This window comes from Spirillospora sp. NPDC000708 (assembly GCF_040299565.1).
In the GTDB taxonomy this organism is placed as follows: Bacteria; Actinomycetota; Actinomycetes; order Streptosporangiales; family Streptosporangiaceae; genus Spirillospora.
On record NZ_JBEPCJ010000103.1, the window covers coordinates 1 to 16,227 of the forward strand.

A 16,227-nucleotide genomic window follows, 5' to 3' on the forward strand; every position below is an offset into this window, starting at 1 on the left:
GGGGGGGGGTTCATGGGGCGCGTTCGAAAATTTTTTTTCGCGAATTTTGGGGGGGGGGGTGCCCCAGGGCCAGGTTTACTTCCCCTTCCCGATCCCGCACCCGGGTTGAGCGAGCCAGGAGGCGGACGCTACGGCGACCCGCCCGCCTCCGGTCCACCGGCTCGCCCAGCGCCGCTACCGGGGGTATGGGCGGTTGCGGCGCTGGCATGTGGCGCGACGAATCGCGCTGCTCCTAGGGCGGTAGCGATGAGGCGGATGAGCACGGTGGGATCCGCGAAGGATGCGCGGGGTCCAGGGGGTCTCAGCCAGTACGGTCCGGGAGAACTGGTCCTGGTCCGGCTCGGGTCAGGGACGTTGACGTGGAAGCCGTCGCCGAGGCATGCGTAGCCGGCTTCGTCAGCGTTCCAGTTCGTGGCAGTTCCTGGCGGAACGAGGATCACAACGTGCTCGTGCTCTGGGTAGTGGATAGCCGGCGCGTTCGGCAGGGAACTGGCCGCCTTCCGCCCCAGCCCTTCGGGGAGGCCCACCGCATCCCAGGCGCGGCCCGCGGGCATGACGGCGGTGCCGGTGTTCGTCCACCAGCGCAGCGCGTGGTCGCGATCGTCGTCGCTGTTGGCCAGCCAGAGACCGGCACATGAAGCGGTCTGCGTGGACACCAGAGCCTCCACTCGGGGTCGAGTGGAAACAATGTCCCTCACAACAAGGGGCCGAACGGCCACAGCTTGTGGTCGATCGGCCCCTTGACGGACGAGATTTGATCAGCTAACTGAGGCCCATCGGGCGAATCCAGTTACGGTCTCCCGCTGCGCGCGGTCAAGGCGCACCAGCGTGGCGGCGGTGGCTCGTACGGTGGGGTGGAACCGGGTGTGAGCTGGCGCGATTCGGCGCGCTTCGAGGAGGCTGTTCAGTGACGCGTCGCGGTCGCCGACGGCCAACTGCGCTGCAGCGAGGTCGATGTAGTGATGGGACCGACGTTCGCCGGGAAGGTCTGTGGGCGGGGTGAAGCCCTCCGCAGCGCGGAGCGCGGTCTTCGCGTCACCGACGTTGAGCATCGCATGGACTTCGTGGATGCGGATGTTGGACGGCCCGAACGTCGTCTCGTAGGCGAGTACATCCCTGCTCTTTGAGGCGGCGGCGATCTCCTCGGCCTCCTCGATCGCTCTGATGACGTTCTCGACCTTGCCCTGCTTGGCGTCTGCGGCAAGGCGCTTCAGCACGATGGAGCCGAGCATGGCCCGGCTCTCGTCGTTGAACCGGCCGGCAGCGATCGAACGGACCTGACCTTCGAGGTCGACCATCAGCTTGTTTGCCGCCGTCCAGAGGCCCTGGCGCATCAGCGCGCCGAGGAGGAGGTAGCCGGCGACGACGTCCATGTAGGGGTCACCCGATCGGGCGGCAGCCCACCGAACCCGTTCGATCGCTGTCATGGACAGGTCGGGGTGGCCGAGTTTGTGGGTGAGGGAGTTGGCCGCACGATAGCCGCGCGCCAGGTACCAGTACGCCTGCTCCTGGACTTCGCCGGCGGGCGCCGCCAAAGCAACGTGCGTGAGTTCGGTGATCAGTGCGGGCAGCAGCGGAGCGAGTTGTACGTACTTGCCGTCCTGACGCAGCTGAGAGATCGTCTCCATCTCCGAGACCAGGACATCGAAGGGCCGCGGTGGGCGGCTGAGGTCTTCAGGAGAGTCGTAGGTCCACAGCACCCGGCGCAGATCGGGGATGACCGCCTGCACCCCCTCTTCGGTCTCGGCCCCGTTGTAGTACGGCTGGCCATAGATGCGGTCCACCCCGACCTTGAGGGTTTGAGCGATCCTCATGGCAATCGTCGAGGTGACCGACCGTTCCCCGTTCTCGATCTTCTTGAGGTAGCTCTCCGAGATGCTGATCGTTTCAGCGAGCCGAGGGCGGCTCATCTTGCGCATGTTGCGCAGGGCCTTGATGTTGTCGCCGATCGTGGTGCCCTGGTCAGCCATGGGGACGCTCCTCATCTCGCTGGTGAGGCCAGGGTAAGGCGATTCCCACTGCTACGGGCGAATTAACGCTGTACTACAGCTCACGCCGCAGGTGTGCGCCTCGGCTGGACGCTGCGCGGCTTGGCCGCCAGGAGACCGGCGCTGTAGAGCGCCTCGGCGATCGCCTGCCCGCGGTCGCGGTTATCCAGACCGGGCGCCCACGTGAGCCCGTCGAGTGCTTGTGCCGCCACGAGAGCTGCACGGTTGAAGGCCGGCACGTCCGCCCGGGCTGGCCGGATGCGGGGACGGAGAGGCTCGCCGACATGCCGGAGGTTCTCGTCTGCCCCTTCGATGGGCAGTCCGCACTTCGAGCACTCGTCGGGTGGATCCGTCAGGCGGCGGGCGGGGTGATCGAACATGACGCGCTCCATAGTTGCTTACGCAACTACAGACTACAAGGCGGCGTGCTGAAAGATCCATCGAGAAACGTGGCTTTCTCTATGCCGGCAGGATCCGCGATATCCGGGGGTACGGCATGCCAGCGGATCCTGTCGGCGCAATGCCGAAGCATCGAAAGTAAGTTTGGTTCTTCCCCCTGGTTCCTCCTCTCCACGAGATCTGACTAAAAGTCCTCAGACTTGGCGGGTGGCAGCAGAGGAGCCCGAATTTCGTTCGTTATCGCTCAGCCCGCCTTGCGGCCCAGGACTCGCACGGATGCAAAACCTACACGCACTCGCTCCCCGCTCTCTCCCGGCTCGCTCCCAACCCCCTCCCGCGTCGCTCCCCGGGGGCTCGGTGATGGCAGCGCGTCGAGAACGGCGCAGGTAAGAGAGAAGACGACCATCCTCTGTGTGGCCGGATCCGGCCACGACAAGCCTAGTGACAGACCCGAACAGGATCCCCAACAGCGAATTGGACACCTAGTCGCTCCCGGGTGTGGGCGACAGCGCTAATGTGTTTCCCCTCCGTTTCGCAGAAGGGTGTGATGTATGAGGCACGCAGGGGGAGACCTTGAGGTCAGCCTTCTAAAGGGCGTCCGCGTGACATCCGCTGGCACGCCTATCCCACTCTCGTCACGGCAGCGTGATCTCGTCTTCGCGCTCCTGGCCGGTGGGGGTGGTCTGGTTCCTTACCGCCAGCTCCTGGCGATGGTGTGGGACGCCGGGATGGGAAAGAAGCACACGCTGCACACGGCCATCTCAAAGCTCCGGGAGAAGGTCGGCGCCCAGCGGATCACTCGGAGCGACCATCCGGAGGGCTACCAGTTCAACGTCCAGCAGGGCGAGCCGGTCGACCTGTGGGTGTGGGGGCGGCTGCTCCACGAGTGCTCCGCCCGGTACACCAATGATCCGCACACGGTCGCTGATCTGGGGATCCGTGCGCTGGAGATGTGCGACCTGGACTCCTTGGAGGACCTCACCGACACGCCGGCCATGGTCGCCATACGGCAGGACATCGTGAACGACTACCTTCGCGCGGCCGCGCAGGTAGCGGAGATCAAGCTGAACCTGGGGCAGAACGCCGCTGTCATCGCAATGCTTCCGCGGCTAGTTCAGCGGTACGACGACCGTGAGCACCTGCGCGGGCTGCTTATGACTGCGCTCTACCGCGATCAGCAACCCAGCCAGGCCCTCGCTCTGTACGACGACCTTGCGGCGCGCCGCGCCGAGGATGGTCGAGCACCTACACCCGGTCTGCAGGAGCTTCGCTCCTTGATCATCGCCAACGACCTGCGGCTCCTTGACTTCACCCCCACGCCACTTCCCGCTGCGGACCAGGCGGTGGACCGATCCGGAGGAACCGCACAAGTGTCGACCAACCGGTTGGCCGGCGCGCTCATCGTCCAGGACCCGCACAGCCCGGACGCATACAGTCGCTTCGTGGATCGGGCCAGCCTTCTGGTCACGTCCGCGGTCATGCCCGACGTCATCCGTATGGAGCAGCAGTCCCACGAATTCGCTGAGCACGTCGTCCGCGCAGCGTCCCAGCGTGGCATCGGCCGATTCCTGGAACTATCGCCGCCGCTTCCCCTGATGGTCCACAAGGCGGCCAAGCTCACAAGGCCGACCGCAGCGCGCACTGTGTACGCGCACCACGACGCCGCGTTTGTCCGGCACCTTCAGACAGCCCTCGAAGGCGTCCAAACCGCAGAGGCCATCGCCGGCACAATCCGTGATCCCGCCGCACTGCTAGAGCAGCCCCTCATCGAGGACCTGCTGGGTCTCCACAAGCCACTCGAAGAGCGCGAGCCCGTAGCGGTCATCGATCGGACCGACATTAACGTCAGTCCCGGCCCTGGTGTCCGCGACCACTACACACTTCTGTTCAACGGCGCAGCACGAGGCTCGTTGTTGGCGTTGGTGTGTGTAAGCGATGAGATGCCGCCCTTGGCTCGCCTGCAGCTCGATGCCATCTACGATCACGCGCCAGCCTCCGAGCAGCTCGCGCGGCGCACACGGGACGAGGTCGCCGCGCTCGTCCCAGATGGGATGAGGATCCTCGCGCCTGGCGTCGCTGATGTGTACCGCTTCTGCGCAAGCCCGACGCTTGGCGAGGACGCGACCGCATGGCGCCATTTCGCTCTGATTGCCGTGAAGGAGTGACCGCCGGCGGCTCCAGGGCCGCCGGGTTGACAGGCCAGGTCCGACCCTCGATTCTTTGTACCGCAGCAGGGGGCCCGCCCAACCGAGAGGACCGGCGTGGCCGTGAAACCAGCCCGTGTGGGCTGCCCCTTCCCCTTCGTCCCCGCAGACCCGCTCGCCCCGACACTGCCCCCAGACGGGCACGAGGTGCGGGCCGTCATGAAGGTCGACCTCCCCGACGGCCAGGCCGACTCTTGGGCCTGGTGGGTCAGCGACCACGCTGCAGCCACCGAGGTGTATCGCGACGACACCACCTTCGCCCGGGGCGCCGCCGACGGTGTACGGCCGTTCCTGCGGCTCGCACCGCTCATCCTCACGCAGGACGGCGACCATCACCGGGCCCTGCGCAGCCTCGTCAATCGCGAGTTCACCAAACCTCGGGTGGAACTGTTCAGACCGTCAGTCGAGGCGCTCGTTACTCGGCACCTCGACGCGATGTTGGCCTTAGGCGAGCCGGCCGATCTCATCGAACACTTGGCGTGGCGAGTCTCGCTCGACGCCATCACCGAGATCCTCGGCGCCCCAGAGGAGGGGCGCGAGCAGTTCCACGTCTGGGGCGACATGCTCCTGTCCACCGGCCCGAACCGGGCCGAAGAGAACCAGGCGGCCATGACGGAGATGACCGGGTACGCGGCGCGGCTCATGGCTGAACGCCGCAACAACCCGACCGACGACGTCTTGTCGACCGCGGTGGCCAACGCCGAACGTCTCGAAATCCAGCCGATGGAGGCCGCGCTACTCGTCGCCAGCCTCGTCGTGGCGGGGTGGGAGACCACCGCGGCCGCCATCGCCGCCACCGTCTACGCCCTGCTCACCCTCCCAGGAGACGAGGGCAGTTCGCTGTACGGCCGGATATGCGCCCGCCCGGACCTCATCCCCGGCACCGTCGAGGAGATGCTCCGCCTGATCCCGAACTCATGGTTCGACGCCGGGCAGCCGCGCCGCGCCGTACGCGACACCGAACTCGCCGGTGTCCCCATCAAGGCCGGTGACCTTCTGATCGTCGCCCACGACCACGCCAACCGTGACCCCGCGGTGTTCCCCGACCCCGACCGGATCGACCCGACCCGCCCCTCGAATCCCCACCTGGCGTTCGGGACAGGGGCTCACTTCTGCCTCGGGGCTCACCTGGCACGCCTGGAGCTGACGGTCGTCCTGGAGGAGTTGACCCGACGTACCCCGGCGTTGCGCCTCGTCGGCGAGGTGGCCTGGAACCATGCAACGCCGATCCGTCGGCCCGAGAGGCTGCCGGTGGCCTGGTCCTGAACCCACGGGGCGACGCCGCACGCTGTACGATGGGGGTGCTCTTCGGAGTTGTCAGAGCCGGTGAGGACTGTCACCCCTCCGCCTACGTGGAGGGACCCCCTCGCCGGCTCCTCCGCTTTCCGTAGGCGTGCGAAAGCCCCCGGGTGGGATACCGGGGGCTTTAGCTCTGCTCACTCCTTGCGGGCCTTGCCGAGGGCGATGCGCGCACCCTCGAACCGGTGGACGGCCAACACGAACTCCTCCGCCGCCTGCTCAGCAAGAGGACTGTTCACGCGGTCCAGTGCCAGCTGGATCGGCGCGTTGTTCGGTAGTCCTGTCCTCAGCCGCAGCCGGCGAGCGGCGGTCGTGAGGCCGGTCCAGGCGCACCACACGTCCACCTTCGCCGCCGCGAACGCCTCGCTGCACTCCGGGATGTCCTGCCCGAACAGGACTTGCTCGGGGTCGAACGTTCGCTCGTCCATGTCGAGGTCGAGGTCGAGGCTCATCAAGGGGTTCCCCTTCTTCTGGTCGGTCCAGAGACGGGGGACGTGAGAGACGGGGGGTGCCCCCCGGCTGGTTGCCGGGGGGCACCCGAGCACTACTCGTCGCCGATGCCCAGGTCGAGTGCGACCTTCCCGGCAGTGAACTGCGCTCGCTGGATCAGTTGCTCCAGCGCGTCCAGCCGCCAACCGATCGGATCCCCGACAAGCGGGAAGAGTCCGGCCAGGTCGAAGGCCAGGAGCCAGTCAGTGATCGCCTGCTGAAGGAGATCCTTGTGCCGATCTTCGATCGGCTGGGGGCGGATCAGCTCCAGGCGTGCGCGGTTGAGCGCCACGAGAGCGGCGACCTTCTCCCTGGGCTCCCAGTCCAAGCTGTAGTGCGCCAGCTGGATCGGGACCGGCAGGCAGGACAGGACGTACCGGATGACGCCGTACACGACGACAATCTCATCGGTCAGCTCGTCCCACCGCTTGGCTTCGGCGTGCTCGTCTGCCACGTCGTACCTTCTCTCTGGAGTTGTCAAGAGCCACCGGCAGATTCCGGGGCCCGCCGGTCCGGTGGGCTGTCACCCCCGCCGTTCCGACACCACAAACACTACCGAAAAGCATGACGTAACGCAATACTTTGAGCTATGGTGTTCTCACCAGCAAGAACACCGACAGGAGAGACCCGATGGACACATGGGCCGCAACCGTGAGGCTCAACATCACCGGGCCGGCCGCGCAGACCGATCCTCCGCCACCCCTGCCCGAGGGCATGACCCTGGACCAGCACGATCCGCAGCATTACCGCGCCAAGGTCAACGTCACGGTCCAAGCCCCTGACCTGGCCTCCGCCGTCAACGCCGCAGTAGAGGCGGTCACCGACGCGGTCTCGGCCTGGCCCGGCACGGCCACGGTCATCGGAGCCGAGGTGCTCCGCGCGGACGAGGCAGCGCGCCTGGCGGCACACCCGGAACCGCTGGAACTGGTTGACGACACCGGCGCCGGCAAGCTGCTGGGCGTCACGCGGCAACGCGTCGTGGCACTCGCTGCGACCCCAAGCCTCAACTTCCCCCGGCCCGTCGCGCCGCTGACCCGCGGGCACGTCTACACCGTGTCATCCATCAAGGCGTTCGACAGCCGGTGGACCCGCACGACGGGACGGCCACGGAAGGGCCGGTGACAGGGCAGGACGAAACGCAACGGCCCGTCTTGGCGGCGATGGAGGGTTAGGCGCGGAGGCGGGCCGTCGCTATCCGAGGCCACACGCCCAGATCAGAACGGTCAGTAGCAACTTGCTGCGGGCGTTGGTCTAGCGATCATTCTCGAAGCGTCCTAGACGCGTGGTAGGCGCTCAGGGACCGCTCGCCGGATCGGGGTCGCGAACGAAACGGCCTTCGCCCCCCTGAGACGGCTCGATCCGCCAGCCCAGAGGCGGTACATGCCCTCCGGCAGTATCCGCCACGGTAGCCGTCGTCATAGCGACCCTGGCCTCAAACCGCGCCCTGCCGAACTGGGCGCGACCGGAGAAGGCCGCCCTGACGAACTGGGCGTCCCCGGAGAAGGTCGCTTCCTCGAACCAGGCCTCCCCGGAGAAGGTCGCCCTGACGAACTGAGCGTCGCCGCAGAAGGTCGCCTCGCCAAACCCGGCGTAACCGGAGAAGGTCGCCCTGCTGAACTGGGCGTCCCTGGAGAACGTTGCCCCGTCGAACCAGGTGTCCCCAGAAAAGGTCGCTTCGCCGAACCGGGCGTCCCTAGAGAAGGTCGTCCTGTCGAACCGGGCGTCCCCGGAGAAGTTCGCCCCGCCGAACCCGGTCTCTCCGGAGAGTGTCGTCCCAACGAACTGGACGTCCCTGGAGAAGGTCGCTTCGACGAACCGGGCGCCCCTGGAGAAGGTCGCCTTATAGAACCAGGCGTCCCTGGAGAAGGTCGCCCAGCCAAAGTCGGCGTCCCCGGAGAAAGTCGTCCCGTCGAACCAGGTGTCCCCGGAAAAGGTCGCGCCAGAGAAGTTGGCGTAGTAGACGGTGCAGCCGGTGAGGGCGAAGCTGGTGAGGGTGGCGCCGGTCAGGTCCAAGGAGATTTCAGCCCAGTGGTGTTCGGCGGTGGGTTGGAGGTGGGTGGAGAGGAGCCGTTGGGCGGCGAGGCGGACCTGGTGTTCTTCGTGCGGGTCTGGGCCTCCACCCTTGGGTTCGGTTGGGGCGGGGCGCAGGTCGCGGGCGGCGCGGTAGCGGGCGGCGTTGCGGCGGGCCCGTTCCCGGTGCTCTTCCTCAGGGCCTGGGCGGTAGGCTGGGGGTGGAGTATAGGGCATGCGCAGGTAGGCGCAGATGATGTTGACGATGGTCTGCTGGTGCCGAGGATTGTCGTTGGCCAACCGTTCCAGGGTGTACAGGGCGGTCAGGCGGACCGGTGCCTTGTCGGAGGCCAGTTGCTCGGCGGCAGCGTTGTACAACTCGGTGATCCGCCGCTCGGTCGCGTCCAACTGTTCCAGCGCGGTCGCCAGTTCGGCGTGGCGTTGCCGCCGGAAGGCCAGCATCAGCCCGACCGCGGCGCCCGCGCCGCCGCCAGCGGCCAGGCCGGTGCGGACGGCGTCCACGCGGATTTTTGCTCGCTCGGTTCCGGGTGGGACGTCATCGGCGACGTCCAACACCCACGCGGTGGTCAGCCAGATCGCCAGCGCCGCGGCCCCCGCAGCAGCCAGCATCCAGAATCCGGCCGCCAATGGCCGTACGTGCAACGGCTTGGCCTCACGTCGGCCCTGAGCCTTTCCCCAGCGATGCCGTACCGGCTCCAGCACTCGCCTCACACGCCTGTGCGCGCCGCTCGGCGCCACCTCACCCACGCTGCTCTGACGCCCGATCGGTGGGGAGGGTTCACCAGGCCACGTGCGCGGATTACAGCGGATCGTCAGATGCCCCCTGGCCGTCGCGCCGCTGACCCGCGGGCACGTTTACACCGTGTCATCCATCAAGGCGTTCGACAGCCGGTGGACCCGCAGGACGGGGCGGCCGCCGAAGAACCGATGACGAGGCAGTACGCAACGCGACGGACCGTCTCCGCGGCAATGCGGGTTAGGCGCGGAGACGGGCCGTCGCCATCCGGGCCCCGGATGAGCGCACCCGGAGGTCACGGGGTTCGTCCACCCGCCGGCAGGAACTGAACGGTAGTAGCGACCTTGTGCTTCGGACGTTCGTCAGGTGATCGTTCTAGACCCTTCCCCGACGCGCGGCGGGCCCTCAGGGGCCGCTCGCCGGGGCGGGATTGCGAACGAAACGGCCTGCGCTTCCTTCAGATGGCTCGACCCGCCAGCCCGGCGGTGATACGTGCCCTCCGGCGACCTCCGCCACGGTGGCCGACGTCATATCAGCCACAACTAAAAAACTCGCCCCCTCGAACACAGCTTTCGCCGAGAAGGCCGCCTTTGGGAACTTGGCGTCCTTGGTGAAGGCCGCCCCACCGAACACGGCGTCCCCGGAGAAGGCTACCCGGGCGAACCAGGAGGGCCCCGAGAAGGCCACCTTCTGGAAGCTGGCGGACCTGGAGAAGGTCGCCCCGTCGAATCTGGCGCTCCCAGAGAAGACCGCCTCGCTGAACTCGGCGGCCCTAGAGAAGTTCGCCGCGACGAACACGGCGAGCCTGAAGAAGCCAGCCTCGTCGAATAAGGCCGCCCTGGGGAAGGTCGCCTCGTCGAACCTGACGGTCCCGGAGAAGGTCACCTTGTCGAACATGGCGGCCCCAGAGAAGGTCACCTTGTCGAACCAGGCGTTCCCGGAGAAGTTGGCCCTGCCGAACAGGGCGTCCCTGGAGAAGGTCGCCTCGTGGAACAAGGCGTACCCCAAGAAGGTCGCCTGAGAGAAGTCGGCATGGTGGACGGTGCAGTCGGTCAGGTCAAAATCGGTGAGGGTGGCGCCGGTCAGGTCCAGGGAGATGTCGGCCCAGTGGTGTTCGGCGGCGGACTGCAGGTGGGTGGAGAGGAGGCGTTGGGCGGTGAGACGGACCTGGTGTTCCTCGTGCGGGTCCGGGCCCTGAAGTTGGGGTTCGGTCGGGGCGGGGCGCAGGTCGCGGGCGGCGCGGTAGCGGGCGGCGTTGCGGCGGGCCCGTTCTCGGTGCTCTTCCTCAGGGCCGGGACGGTCGGGTGGGGTGTAGGGCATGCGCAGGTAGGCGCAGATGATGTTGACGATGGTCTGCTGGTGACGTGGGTTGTCGTTGGCCAGCCGTTCCAGGGTGTACAGGGCGGTGAGGCGGACTGGTGCTTTGTCGGAGGCGAGCTGCTCGGCGGCCGCGTTGTACAACTCGGTGATCCGCCGCTCGACGGCGTCGTGCTCGGCGTTGCGGGCCAGTCGCTCCTGGTGTGCTTGCTGGATGGCGTCCACGCGCTGGGCGTAGTCGTGCGCGGCCTCGGCCAGGCGCTGACGTCGATAGGCGGTCACCAGCGCGAACAGGGCACCGACACCGGCGACGGTTCCGAGAACCAGCTTGAGGATGTCCAGCAACTGGGAGAGCGGGAGGGCTGTGTTGTGCTGCAGGTGCGGGAAGTCCAGCACCGCCAGCACGGTCGTCATCGCCACGACAAGGCCGGCCACTGCGGTGACGCTCGCGATGGTCAACGCTCGTTTGATGGGCCAGAGTCCAGCGGCCTGTTCCCGTTCCGCCATCGAGCCGCCGGCGGGACGGTCCGGCTCGTTTGCTGCGCCGTGCGGCGCTACCTCACCCACACCGCTCAGACGCCCGATCCATGGGGAGGGGTTCGCCAGACCGCGTGCCCGGATTCGGCCACAGCGGATTGCTACGCGAACGCCGGCAACATTTCGCTACTGACCGTTCGGCCATCCTCGTGGGCCTTCAGGGCCGTATGAACTCAGTCAACAGAGTAAGCAGCGATGCATCCAAGCCGGCGACGTTCAGCATGCCGGGGTCGCGTGGGTCCCCGCCCGGGACACTAGACAGCTGTATACGGCGCTAGATCGGGCTTTGGACGGGGCGAGTTTGAGGCGCACACGGGAAAGCCCCCCCGGCTGGATGCCGGGGGGGCTTGGCGTTACTCCTGGTCGGGCCCTTCCTGGCGGCTCGCCATTTCATTGATGGCGTTGAGCGCGATCATCGCTCGACCGCACATGACCTGGGTCCGCGTGAGGCTGCGGAACCAGAGTTCTGCGTGCCATTCGGGAAGGTCGCGCCCCTCGGTGTGGGTGACCAGCAGGAGGCACTGGAGGATCTCCAGCGCCCCCTCCGTGATCAGCGCCGCGAGGGTCGCCGGGATCGGCTGGACGTCGATCAGCTCGTCGCGCGCCCGCTGGAGCGCGGCGCACGCGCCGCTGACGCTTTCGGCGTCCTCGACCTGGAGGTCCGGCAGCCCGATGATGAACGGGAGCTGGGCGAAGATAGCGCGCAGCATCTCCCACACCATCTGGGTCGAGCTGAGGAAGTCCTCACGCCCCTTGCCCGCGAAGTCGTCTTCCACGTGGAAGCCCTCTCTGGAGTTGTCAAGAGCCACCGGCAGATTCCGGGGCCCGCCGGTCCGGTGGGCTGTCACCCCCGCCGTTCCGACACCACAAACACTACCTAAAAGCATGACGTAACGCAACTCTTTTCAGAGGTTGGCTAGGAGAAGGGGAGCCGGCACGTGGAACGGCCCGCCACCTACGACGGAGGGCGGCGGGCCGTGGGAAGAGCAGCTCGATGGGGGAGCGGGTCAGAGGCGCCGGTAGGCGGTGACGCGCTGCCCGTGCTCGGGGTCCTCGGTCACCACCGCGGTGAGTCGCGCGCCAGGGAGGTCCTCCTTCGCCAAGCCGGTGTCTCGAATGATGTCGGCGGCCGGCACCCGGAGCGGGTTCTCGGACGTGCGGTTGCCGAACACCAGCTCGGCGGAGTCGCCGAACAGAAGCATCACCCAGACCTCCACGCGCTCATCGCCGGGCTCGTCGACGTGCTTCACCGCTCCGCGGCCGCCCATGGCGGCGTCCACCTCGGTCAGGGAGGCGCCCATCAGCGACATGTCGCCCCACACTCCGTACAGCTTGACGCCGTGCTCGTCGGCGAGCTGTGCAAGTCGGCGGCGCTCGGCGTGGTCGCGGGTCAGCATCTCCGGCGACGCCGTGATCAGCCTGGTGACCTCGCCGCCCTCGATCGCCTCCTGCACACGCACGTAGTCGGGTCGGTGGTTGTCCATGCCGCTGGCAACGTCCCGGTAGACGCGCGCAACGTCCCAGCCGCGGCGGGCGGCGAGCGCGCGGCACGCCTCCTCGGCGCGCTCCAGGTCGTTGTGCGAGCCGTCGGCGGTACGCAGGTAGATGACGGTGCTCATGATCGTCCTTAGGTGTTTCGGGGCGCCGTAGCGCCATTGTCGTGGAAGGGGCGTTCGGACGGGCTCGGTCGGGTTAGGCCGCGAGCGCGTGGACATCCGCCGGGGTCGGCAGCGGCAGCATCTCCACGGTCTCCTGGAGTGCGGTGTCGTCGCGGCGGTCGTAGCGGGCGGTGGTGGCGACGTTGGCGTGACCGGCCTGCCGCTGCGCGAGCGGGAGGTCACCGCCGATCGCCAGGAAGTTGGAGATGAACGTGCGGCGCAGGTCATGCGGGGTGAAGACCGCGACCCTCGCCTGGGCGCAGCGGACTTCCAGCCGGTAGTTGATCGAGCTGCGCTTCAGCGGCCGGTTCTGGATGGCTCCGGACCAGTGGACGGGCCGGAACAACGGGCCGGCGCCGGGCGGGACCAGCGCGAGCCAGGCGTTGAGCCATTCGGCGGCGCGGGCATGGAGGTAGACAGTGCGCTCCTTGTTGCCCTTCCCGACGATCAGCAGCGTTCGCAGCGCAGCGTCGTAGTGGGAGCGGCGGAGACCGACGACCTCCGAGCGACGGATCCCGGTCGCGTGCATCACCGCCAACATCGCGGCGTCGCGGACCCCCGCGGCAGGGTTGTCGTCGTCGGCGAGGCAGGCCCGCAGGAGCTTGGTGAACTCGTCGGCGCCGACGGCGCGGCCGGTGGGTTCACGATGGCCCTTGACGGGCTCGATGTCGGCGGCGGCCTCGTGATCATCGGCGCTCATCAGCCCGTGCCGGCGACAAAACCGCAGTGTGCACCGCAACGCCACGATGTGCTGATTGACGTAGGCGGGGGACCACGGGTCGCCGTCTGGGCGGGTCTGCTCGCGCAGCGCGGTACGGATCTTCTGGGTGTGGTCGAACCGCAGCTTCCACCATGCGAGTTGCTCGGGTGGGGGAGGGGCCTCGCTCTTGGCCGTGGGGATCAGGAGAGCGGCGATGTGGACCAGGCGCTCGCGCATGGTGCGGCGCGACTCGGCCGAGTCGAGAGACTCGATGTAGGTCGTGACCGGGCATGGGTCGGGGACGGCGCCCAGGAGAAGCCCGGCGGGGCCCCGCACTAGCGGCACGGCGCCGGCGCGGGGGAGCGCTTCGGCCATCACCGACATCCCGAAACGATCATGTGACTGATGGGAATTGGCATTCTGTCGAGTTACCTTCTGAGGCGGCTGGATGCTTAGAACAGCGTTACGGAGAGCGATCGGCGGCGGCTGCTTCTCGCTGGCCGCGCAGGTTCCTGCTTCACTCTGGGGCTGCGTTCAGGGCCGCGAGCCGGTTCCGGCCGGCGGGCGTGAGCGCGTACCGGCCGGACTGCCCATCCTTGGTCACCAGGCCGCGCGCGGCGTAGGCGATCAGCTGGTCCTTCACCAGGCATGGCGACCAGGCCGCCGCAGCCGCGATCTTCTCCAGCGTGAGCGCGTGGTCCGCCACGGTCGCCAGGAGCGTCCGGTCCACGTCGTCCCATGCCTTCGCTGGCTGGGCCGGGCGCCGCGCTGGCGGGCGCGGGCGCGGCGCGGGACGGTGGCCGGGCAGCCGCTCAACGGTGTTCATGATCATTGTGTTCTCCTCGGTCGCTTAGGCCGCGGCCATCTGGGACGTCAGCGCGTCACGTCCGGCGTCGCTGATCCGGTAGGGGCCGCGCTCCTTGTGGTTCAAGAGCCCGGCCTCGGTGAGCTGCTGCAACGCGAGCACGACCGTGCGGCCGGCGATCTGCTCGTCCTCGGGCAGCCCGTAGAAGTACTGCTTGACCTCGATCGCCGTGCGGGTGGCCCCGTCGGCGAACAGCGCTAGGACCCGCTCGCGGGCCCGTGGCTTCGCGGTGGCCTGCGCCTCCCCCGTCACCGTGGCGGCGGTGGGGGCATCGGTTTCGAGTCGGGGCGGCACCGGCACCCCGTCCTCGTCCAGCTCGGGGATCTCCCCCACCACGTCGTCGGGGACGGCGGGGTGCCCCGACTGCGACCAGCCGTAGGCGTCGACCGGCAGCAGCGTCCGCATCGTTGTGGGCCGGTCGGCGCCTGGCGCGAACGCGAACCCCAGCCCGGATGTGGACGTCCCGTCCGGCCACTCCTTCGGCAGCAGCACGGGGTCGACCGGCATTGCTCCGTTGAACGCGGCCCCGCCCGACAACGCGTTAGCCGTGCGCAGTACCACCACGTTCCCGGAAGCGACGGCGTCCTTGATCTGCTGGGAGTCGCCAAGCGACCCTTGTAGCGGTACCTGCGTGATCAGCCGGAACTTCAGCCCGCATTTGCGGGACATAGCGATGATCTCCTCGACCAGGGCGCAGCAGATCGCATCAGCGAGGATCACCTGCGCTTCGTCGATCGTGATAGCTATCAGGGGTAGGCCGTGCCGGGGGTCGCCCGGCGTGAACTCCTCCACGCCCTCGATCAGGCGGCTTCGCTCGTCAATCCATTCAAGGCTCGACAGCAGCTCGTTGCGGGCGTACATGCGGGCTCGCGCCTCGAACAGCAGCTTGCGCGCCTCCGGGATGGTGCCGGCGAACCTGGGCACGGACTTCTTCCAGCCCGAGTAGGACTGGCCGCGCTGCGGGTCGATCAGCCACGACACCACGAGCCCGGAGTGTCGCTCCTCGGCGAGCAGCATCTTTACCAGTGCGGACTTGCCCGCGTCGGTGGTGCCGGCGATGAGGGTGTGGACGGGGCCGTGGCCGCGTCGCCAGTGCCGGTATGGGACGGCCGCCAGGTCGCTGTAGATGCCGATCTGCGAGACGCCGGTGTCGACGTCCAGCGTCGGGCCGTCCCAGCGCCGGACCTGCTGCAGCGGGTTGTCGGGCTGCACCAGGATGACCGCCAGGTGCAGGCCGCGGGGGTGCGGCTCGATCGACAGCTGGTCGGCGCGCAGCCGCAGCCGGGCGCCGATGTCCTTCACGCGGGCCTGGGCGGTGTCGGAAGTACCGTCGTGGAGTTCGATGACGCCCCGCCAGCCACCGGGAGTCTCCGCCAGCTCCAGCAGCCGCGACGCCGGCAGCGGCCCTTGCGGGCATGCGACACGCGCCGCCCAGACCTGCCGGACCTCCTCGTCCCACCCCACCGCCGGCTCGGCGGGATCGGCCGGGCGGGGACGTACCCGATGGTGCACCCACCACGGGACGGCCAACGCCGCGCCGGCGGTCCACAGAGCGCTGTCCACCGCGGTCACTTCGGTGTCGGTCGCGGCTGTGGTCCATGTGATCGCGGCAGCCCACACGGCCGCGCCATACAGCCGCTCAGGGGCGCGGTCGAGACGGTGACGCCCGCGCAGTCCCCACCAGGTCAGGCCGGCGCTCGCGGCGACGCCGGCGACGAGCGCGGGCCCGGTCGCGGTGGCGTGAGCGACCGCTGCGGCGGCATGCAGACCACCCATCAGGGCCAGCGGCGCGAGGTGCTTGCGATGCCGGAACGTGCGCGGCTTGAACTGGGTCGGTCGCTGGCCATCGAGGCCGCGGGTGTCGTGGCCGGAGTGGGGCGCGGGCGGTGTGCTCTGGGCATGCGCGGCGATCTGGGCGCGCAGCAACTCCATCTCTTCCTGCATCTCCGTGATCGCCCGGCTGGTCCGCTTGCCCATGAGTACGGTCTCCTTCCTGGTGGGCGA

General features: G+C 68.1%; 14 protein-coding genes. 3 read left to right on the forward strand and 11 right to left on the reverse strand.

Annotated features, from left to right (window positions below):
* Positions 1 to 758: 758 nt before the first annotated feature.
* Entirely contained in the window at positions 759 to 1,970 is a 1,212-nt protein-coding gene (locus ABT299_RS44265) for a helix-turn-helix domain-containing protein (protein WP_500254449.1), read from the reverse strand.
* 80 nt (positions 1,971 to 2,050) lie between these two features.
* Positions 2,051 to 2,368 (reverse strand): hypothetical protein, encoded by a 318-nt coding sequence (locus ABT299_RS44270; RefSeq protein ID WP_500254450.1) that lies wholly within the window; start codon positions 2,366 to 2,368, stop codon positions 2,051 to 2,053.
* A gap of 570 nt (positions 2,369 to 2,938) precedes the next feature.
* Here ABT299_RS44270 and ABT299_RS44275 point away from each other — a divergent pair.
* A complete protein-coding gene (locus ABT299_RS44275; protein WP_500254451.1) occupies positions 2,939 to 4,552 on the forward strand; it encodes a BTAD domain-containing putative transcriptional regulator in 1,614 nt (537 codons plus the stop codon).
* Between the two features lie 198 nt (positions 4,553 to 4,750).
* A complete protein-coding gene (locus ABT299_RS44280; RefSeq protein ID WP_500254452.1) occupies positions 4,751 to 5,857 on the forward strand; it encodes a cytochrome P450 in 1,107 nt (368 codons plus the stop codon).
* A gap of 170 nt (positions 5,858 to 6,027) precedes the next feature.
* On the opposite strand, the gene ABT299_RS44285 is transcribed toward ABT299_RS44280, so the two are convergent.
* Positions 6,028 to 6,342: a hypothetical protein gene (locus tag ABT299_RS44285; protein ID WP_500254453.1), complete on the reverse strand. Its 315-nt coding sequence runs from the start codon at positions 6,340 to 6,342 to the stop codon at positions 6,028 to 6,030.
* A gap of 92 nt (positions 6,343 to 6,434) precedes the next feature.
* Entirely contained in the window at positions 6,435 to 6,833 is a 399-nt protein-coding gene (locus tag ABT299_RS44290; RefSeq protein WP_500254454.1) for a hypothetical protein, read from the reverse strand.
* Between the two features lie 176 nt (positions 6,834 to 7,009).
* On the opposite strand from ABT299_RS44290, the gene ABT299_RS44295 reads away from it, so the two are divergent.
* The gene (locus tag ABT299_RS44295; protein ID WP_500254455.1) at positions 7,010 to 7,501 is read left to right on the forward strand and encodes a hypothetical protein; all 492 of its coding nucleotides are present in this window, start codon (positions 7,010 to 7,012) and stop codon (positions 7,499 to 7,501) included.
* 171 nt (positions 7,502 to 7,672) lie between these two features.
* Here ABT299_RS44295 and ABT299_RS44300 read toward each other — a convergent pair whose 3' ends face one another.
* From ABT299_RS44300 to ABT299_RS44330, 7 genes are all read right to left on the reverse strand, one after another.
* Positions 7,673 to 9,019 carry a pentapeptide repeat-containing protein gene (locus ABT299_RS44300; RefSeq protein WP_500254456.1) on the reverse strand — a complete coding sequence of 449 codons (1,347 nt, stop codon included), beginning with the start codon at positions 9,017 to 9,019 and terminating at the stop codon, positions 7,673 to 7,675.
* Positions 9,020 to 9,551: 532 nt separating this feature from the next.
* Positions 9,552 to 10,922 carry a pentapeptide repeat-containing protein gene (locus ABT299_RS44305; RefSeq protein WP_500254457.1) on the reverse strand — a complete coding sequence of 457 codons (1,371 nt, stop codon included), beginning with the start codon at positions 10,920 to 10,922 and terminating at the stop codon, positions 9,552 to 9,554.
* Between the two features lie 431 nt (positions 10,923 to 11,353).
* Positions 11,354 to 11,809 carry a hypothetical protein gene (locus ABT299_RS44310; RefSeq protein WP_500254458.1) on the reverse strand — a complete coding sequence of 152 codons (456 nt, stop codon included), beginning with the start codon at positions 11,807 to 11,809 and terminating at the stop codon, positions 11,354 to 11,356.
* Positions 11,810 to 12,007: 198 nt separating this feature from the next.
* Positions 12,008 to 12,619 carry a recombinase family protein gene (locus ABT299_RS44315; protein WP_500254459.1) on the reverse strand — a complete coding sequence of 204 codons (612 nt, stop codon included), beginning with the start codon at positions 12,617 to 12,619 and terminating at the stop codon, positions 12,008 to 12,010.
* Between the two features lie 73 nt (positions 12,620 to 12,692).
* Positions 12,693 to 13,733, reverse strand: coding sequence for a tyrosine-type recombinase/integrase (locus tag ABT299_RS44320; protein ID WP_500254460.1), 1,041 nt, complete (start codon positions 13,731 to 13,733; stop codon positions 12,693 to 12,695).
* Between the two features lie 142 nt (positions 13,734 to 13,875).
* Positions 13,876 to 14,184: a hypothetical protein gene (locus ABT299_RS44325; RefSeq protein WP_500254461.1), complete on the reverse strand. Its 309-nt coding sequence runs from the start codon at positions 14,182 to 14,184 to the stop codon at positions 13,876 to 13,878.
* Between the two features lie 24 nt (positions 14,185 to 14,208).
* The gene (locus tag ABT299_RS44330) at positions 14,209 to 16,200 is read right to left on the reverse strand and encodes a hypothetical protein (RefSeq protein ID WP_500254462.1); all 1,992 of its coding nucleotides are present in this window, start codon (positions 16,198 to 16,200) and stop codon (positions 14,209 to 14,211) included.
* Positions 16,201 to 16,227 lie beyond the last annotated feature (27 nt).

Excerpts from the sequence above, each read along its gene's own strand:
- ABT299_RS44265 (WP_500254449.1), bottom strand. The coding sequence starts at position 1,970 with ATGGCTGACCAGGGCACCACGATCGGCGACAACATCAAGGCCCTGCGC.
- ABT299_RS44270 (WP_500254450.1), bottom strand. The coding sequence starts at position 2,368 with ATGTTCGATCACCCCGCCCGCCGCCTGACGGATCCACCCGACGAGTGC.
- ABT299_RS44275 (WP_500254451.1), top strand. The coding sequence starts at position 2,939 with ATGAGGCACGCAGGGGGAGACCTTGAGGTCAGCCTTCTAAAGGGCGTC.
- ABT299_RS44280 (WP_500254452.1), top strand. The coding sequence starts at position 4,751 with ATGAAGGTCGACCTCCCCGACGGCCAGGCCGACTCTTGGGCCTGGTGG.
- ABT299_RS44285 (WP_500254453.1), bottom strand. The coding sequence starts at position 6,342 with ATGAGCCTCGACCTCGACCTCGACATGGACGAGCGAACGTTCGACCCC.
- ABT299_RS44295 (WP_500254455.1), top strand. The coding sequence starts at position 7,010 with ATGGACACATGGGCCGCAACCGTGAGGCTCAACATCACCGGGCCGGCC.
- ABT299_RS44300 (WP_500254456.1), bottom strand. The coding sequence starts at position 9,019 with ATGCTGGCTGCTGCGGGGGCCGCGGCGCTGGCGATCTGGCTGACCACC.
- ABT299_RS44315 (WP_500254459.1), bottom strand. The coding sequence starts at position 12,619 with ATGAGCACCGTCATCTACCTGCGTACCGCCGACGGCTCGCACAACGAC.
- ABT299_RS44320 (WP_500254460.1), bottom strand. The coding sequence starts at position 13,733 with ATGGCCGAAGCGCTCCCCCGCGCCGGCGCCGTGCCGCTAGTGCGGGGC.
- ABT299_RS44325 (WP_500254461.1), bottom strand. The coding sequence starts at position 14,184 with ATGAACACCGTTGAGCGGCTGCCCGGCCACCGTCCCGCGCCGCGCCCG.
- ABT299_RS44330 (WP_500254462.1), bottom strand. The coding sequence starts at position 16,200 with ATGGGCAAGCGGACCAGCCGGGCGATCACGGAGATGCAGGAAGAGATG.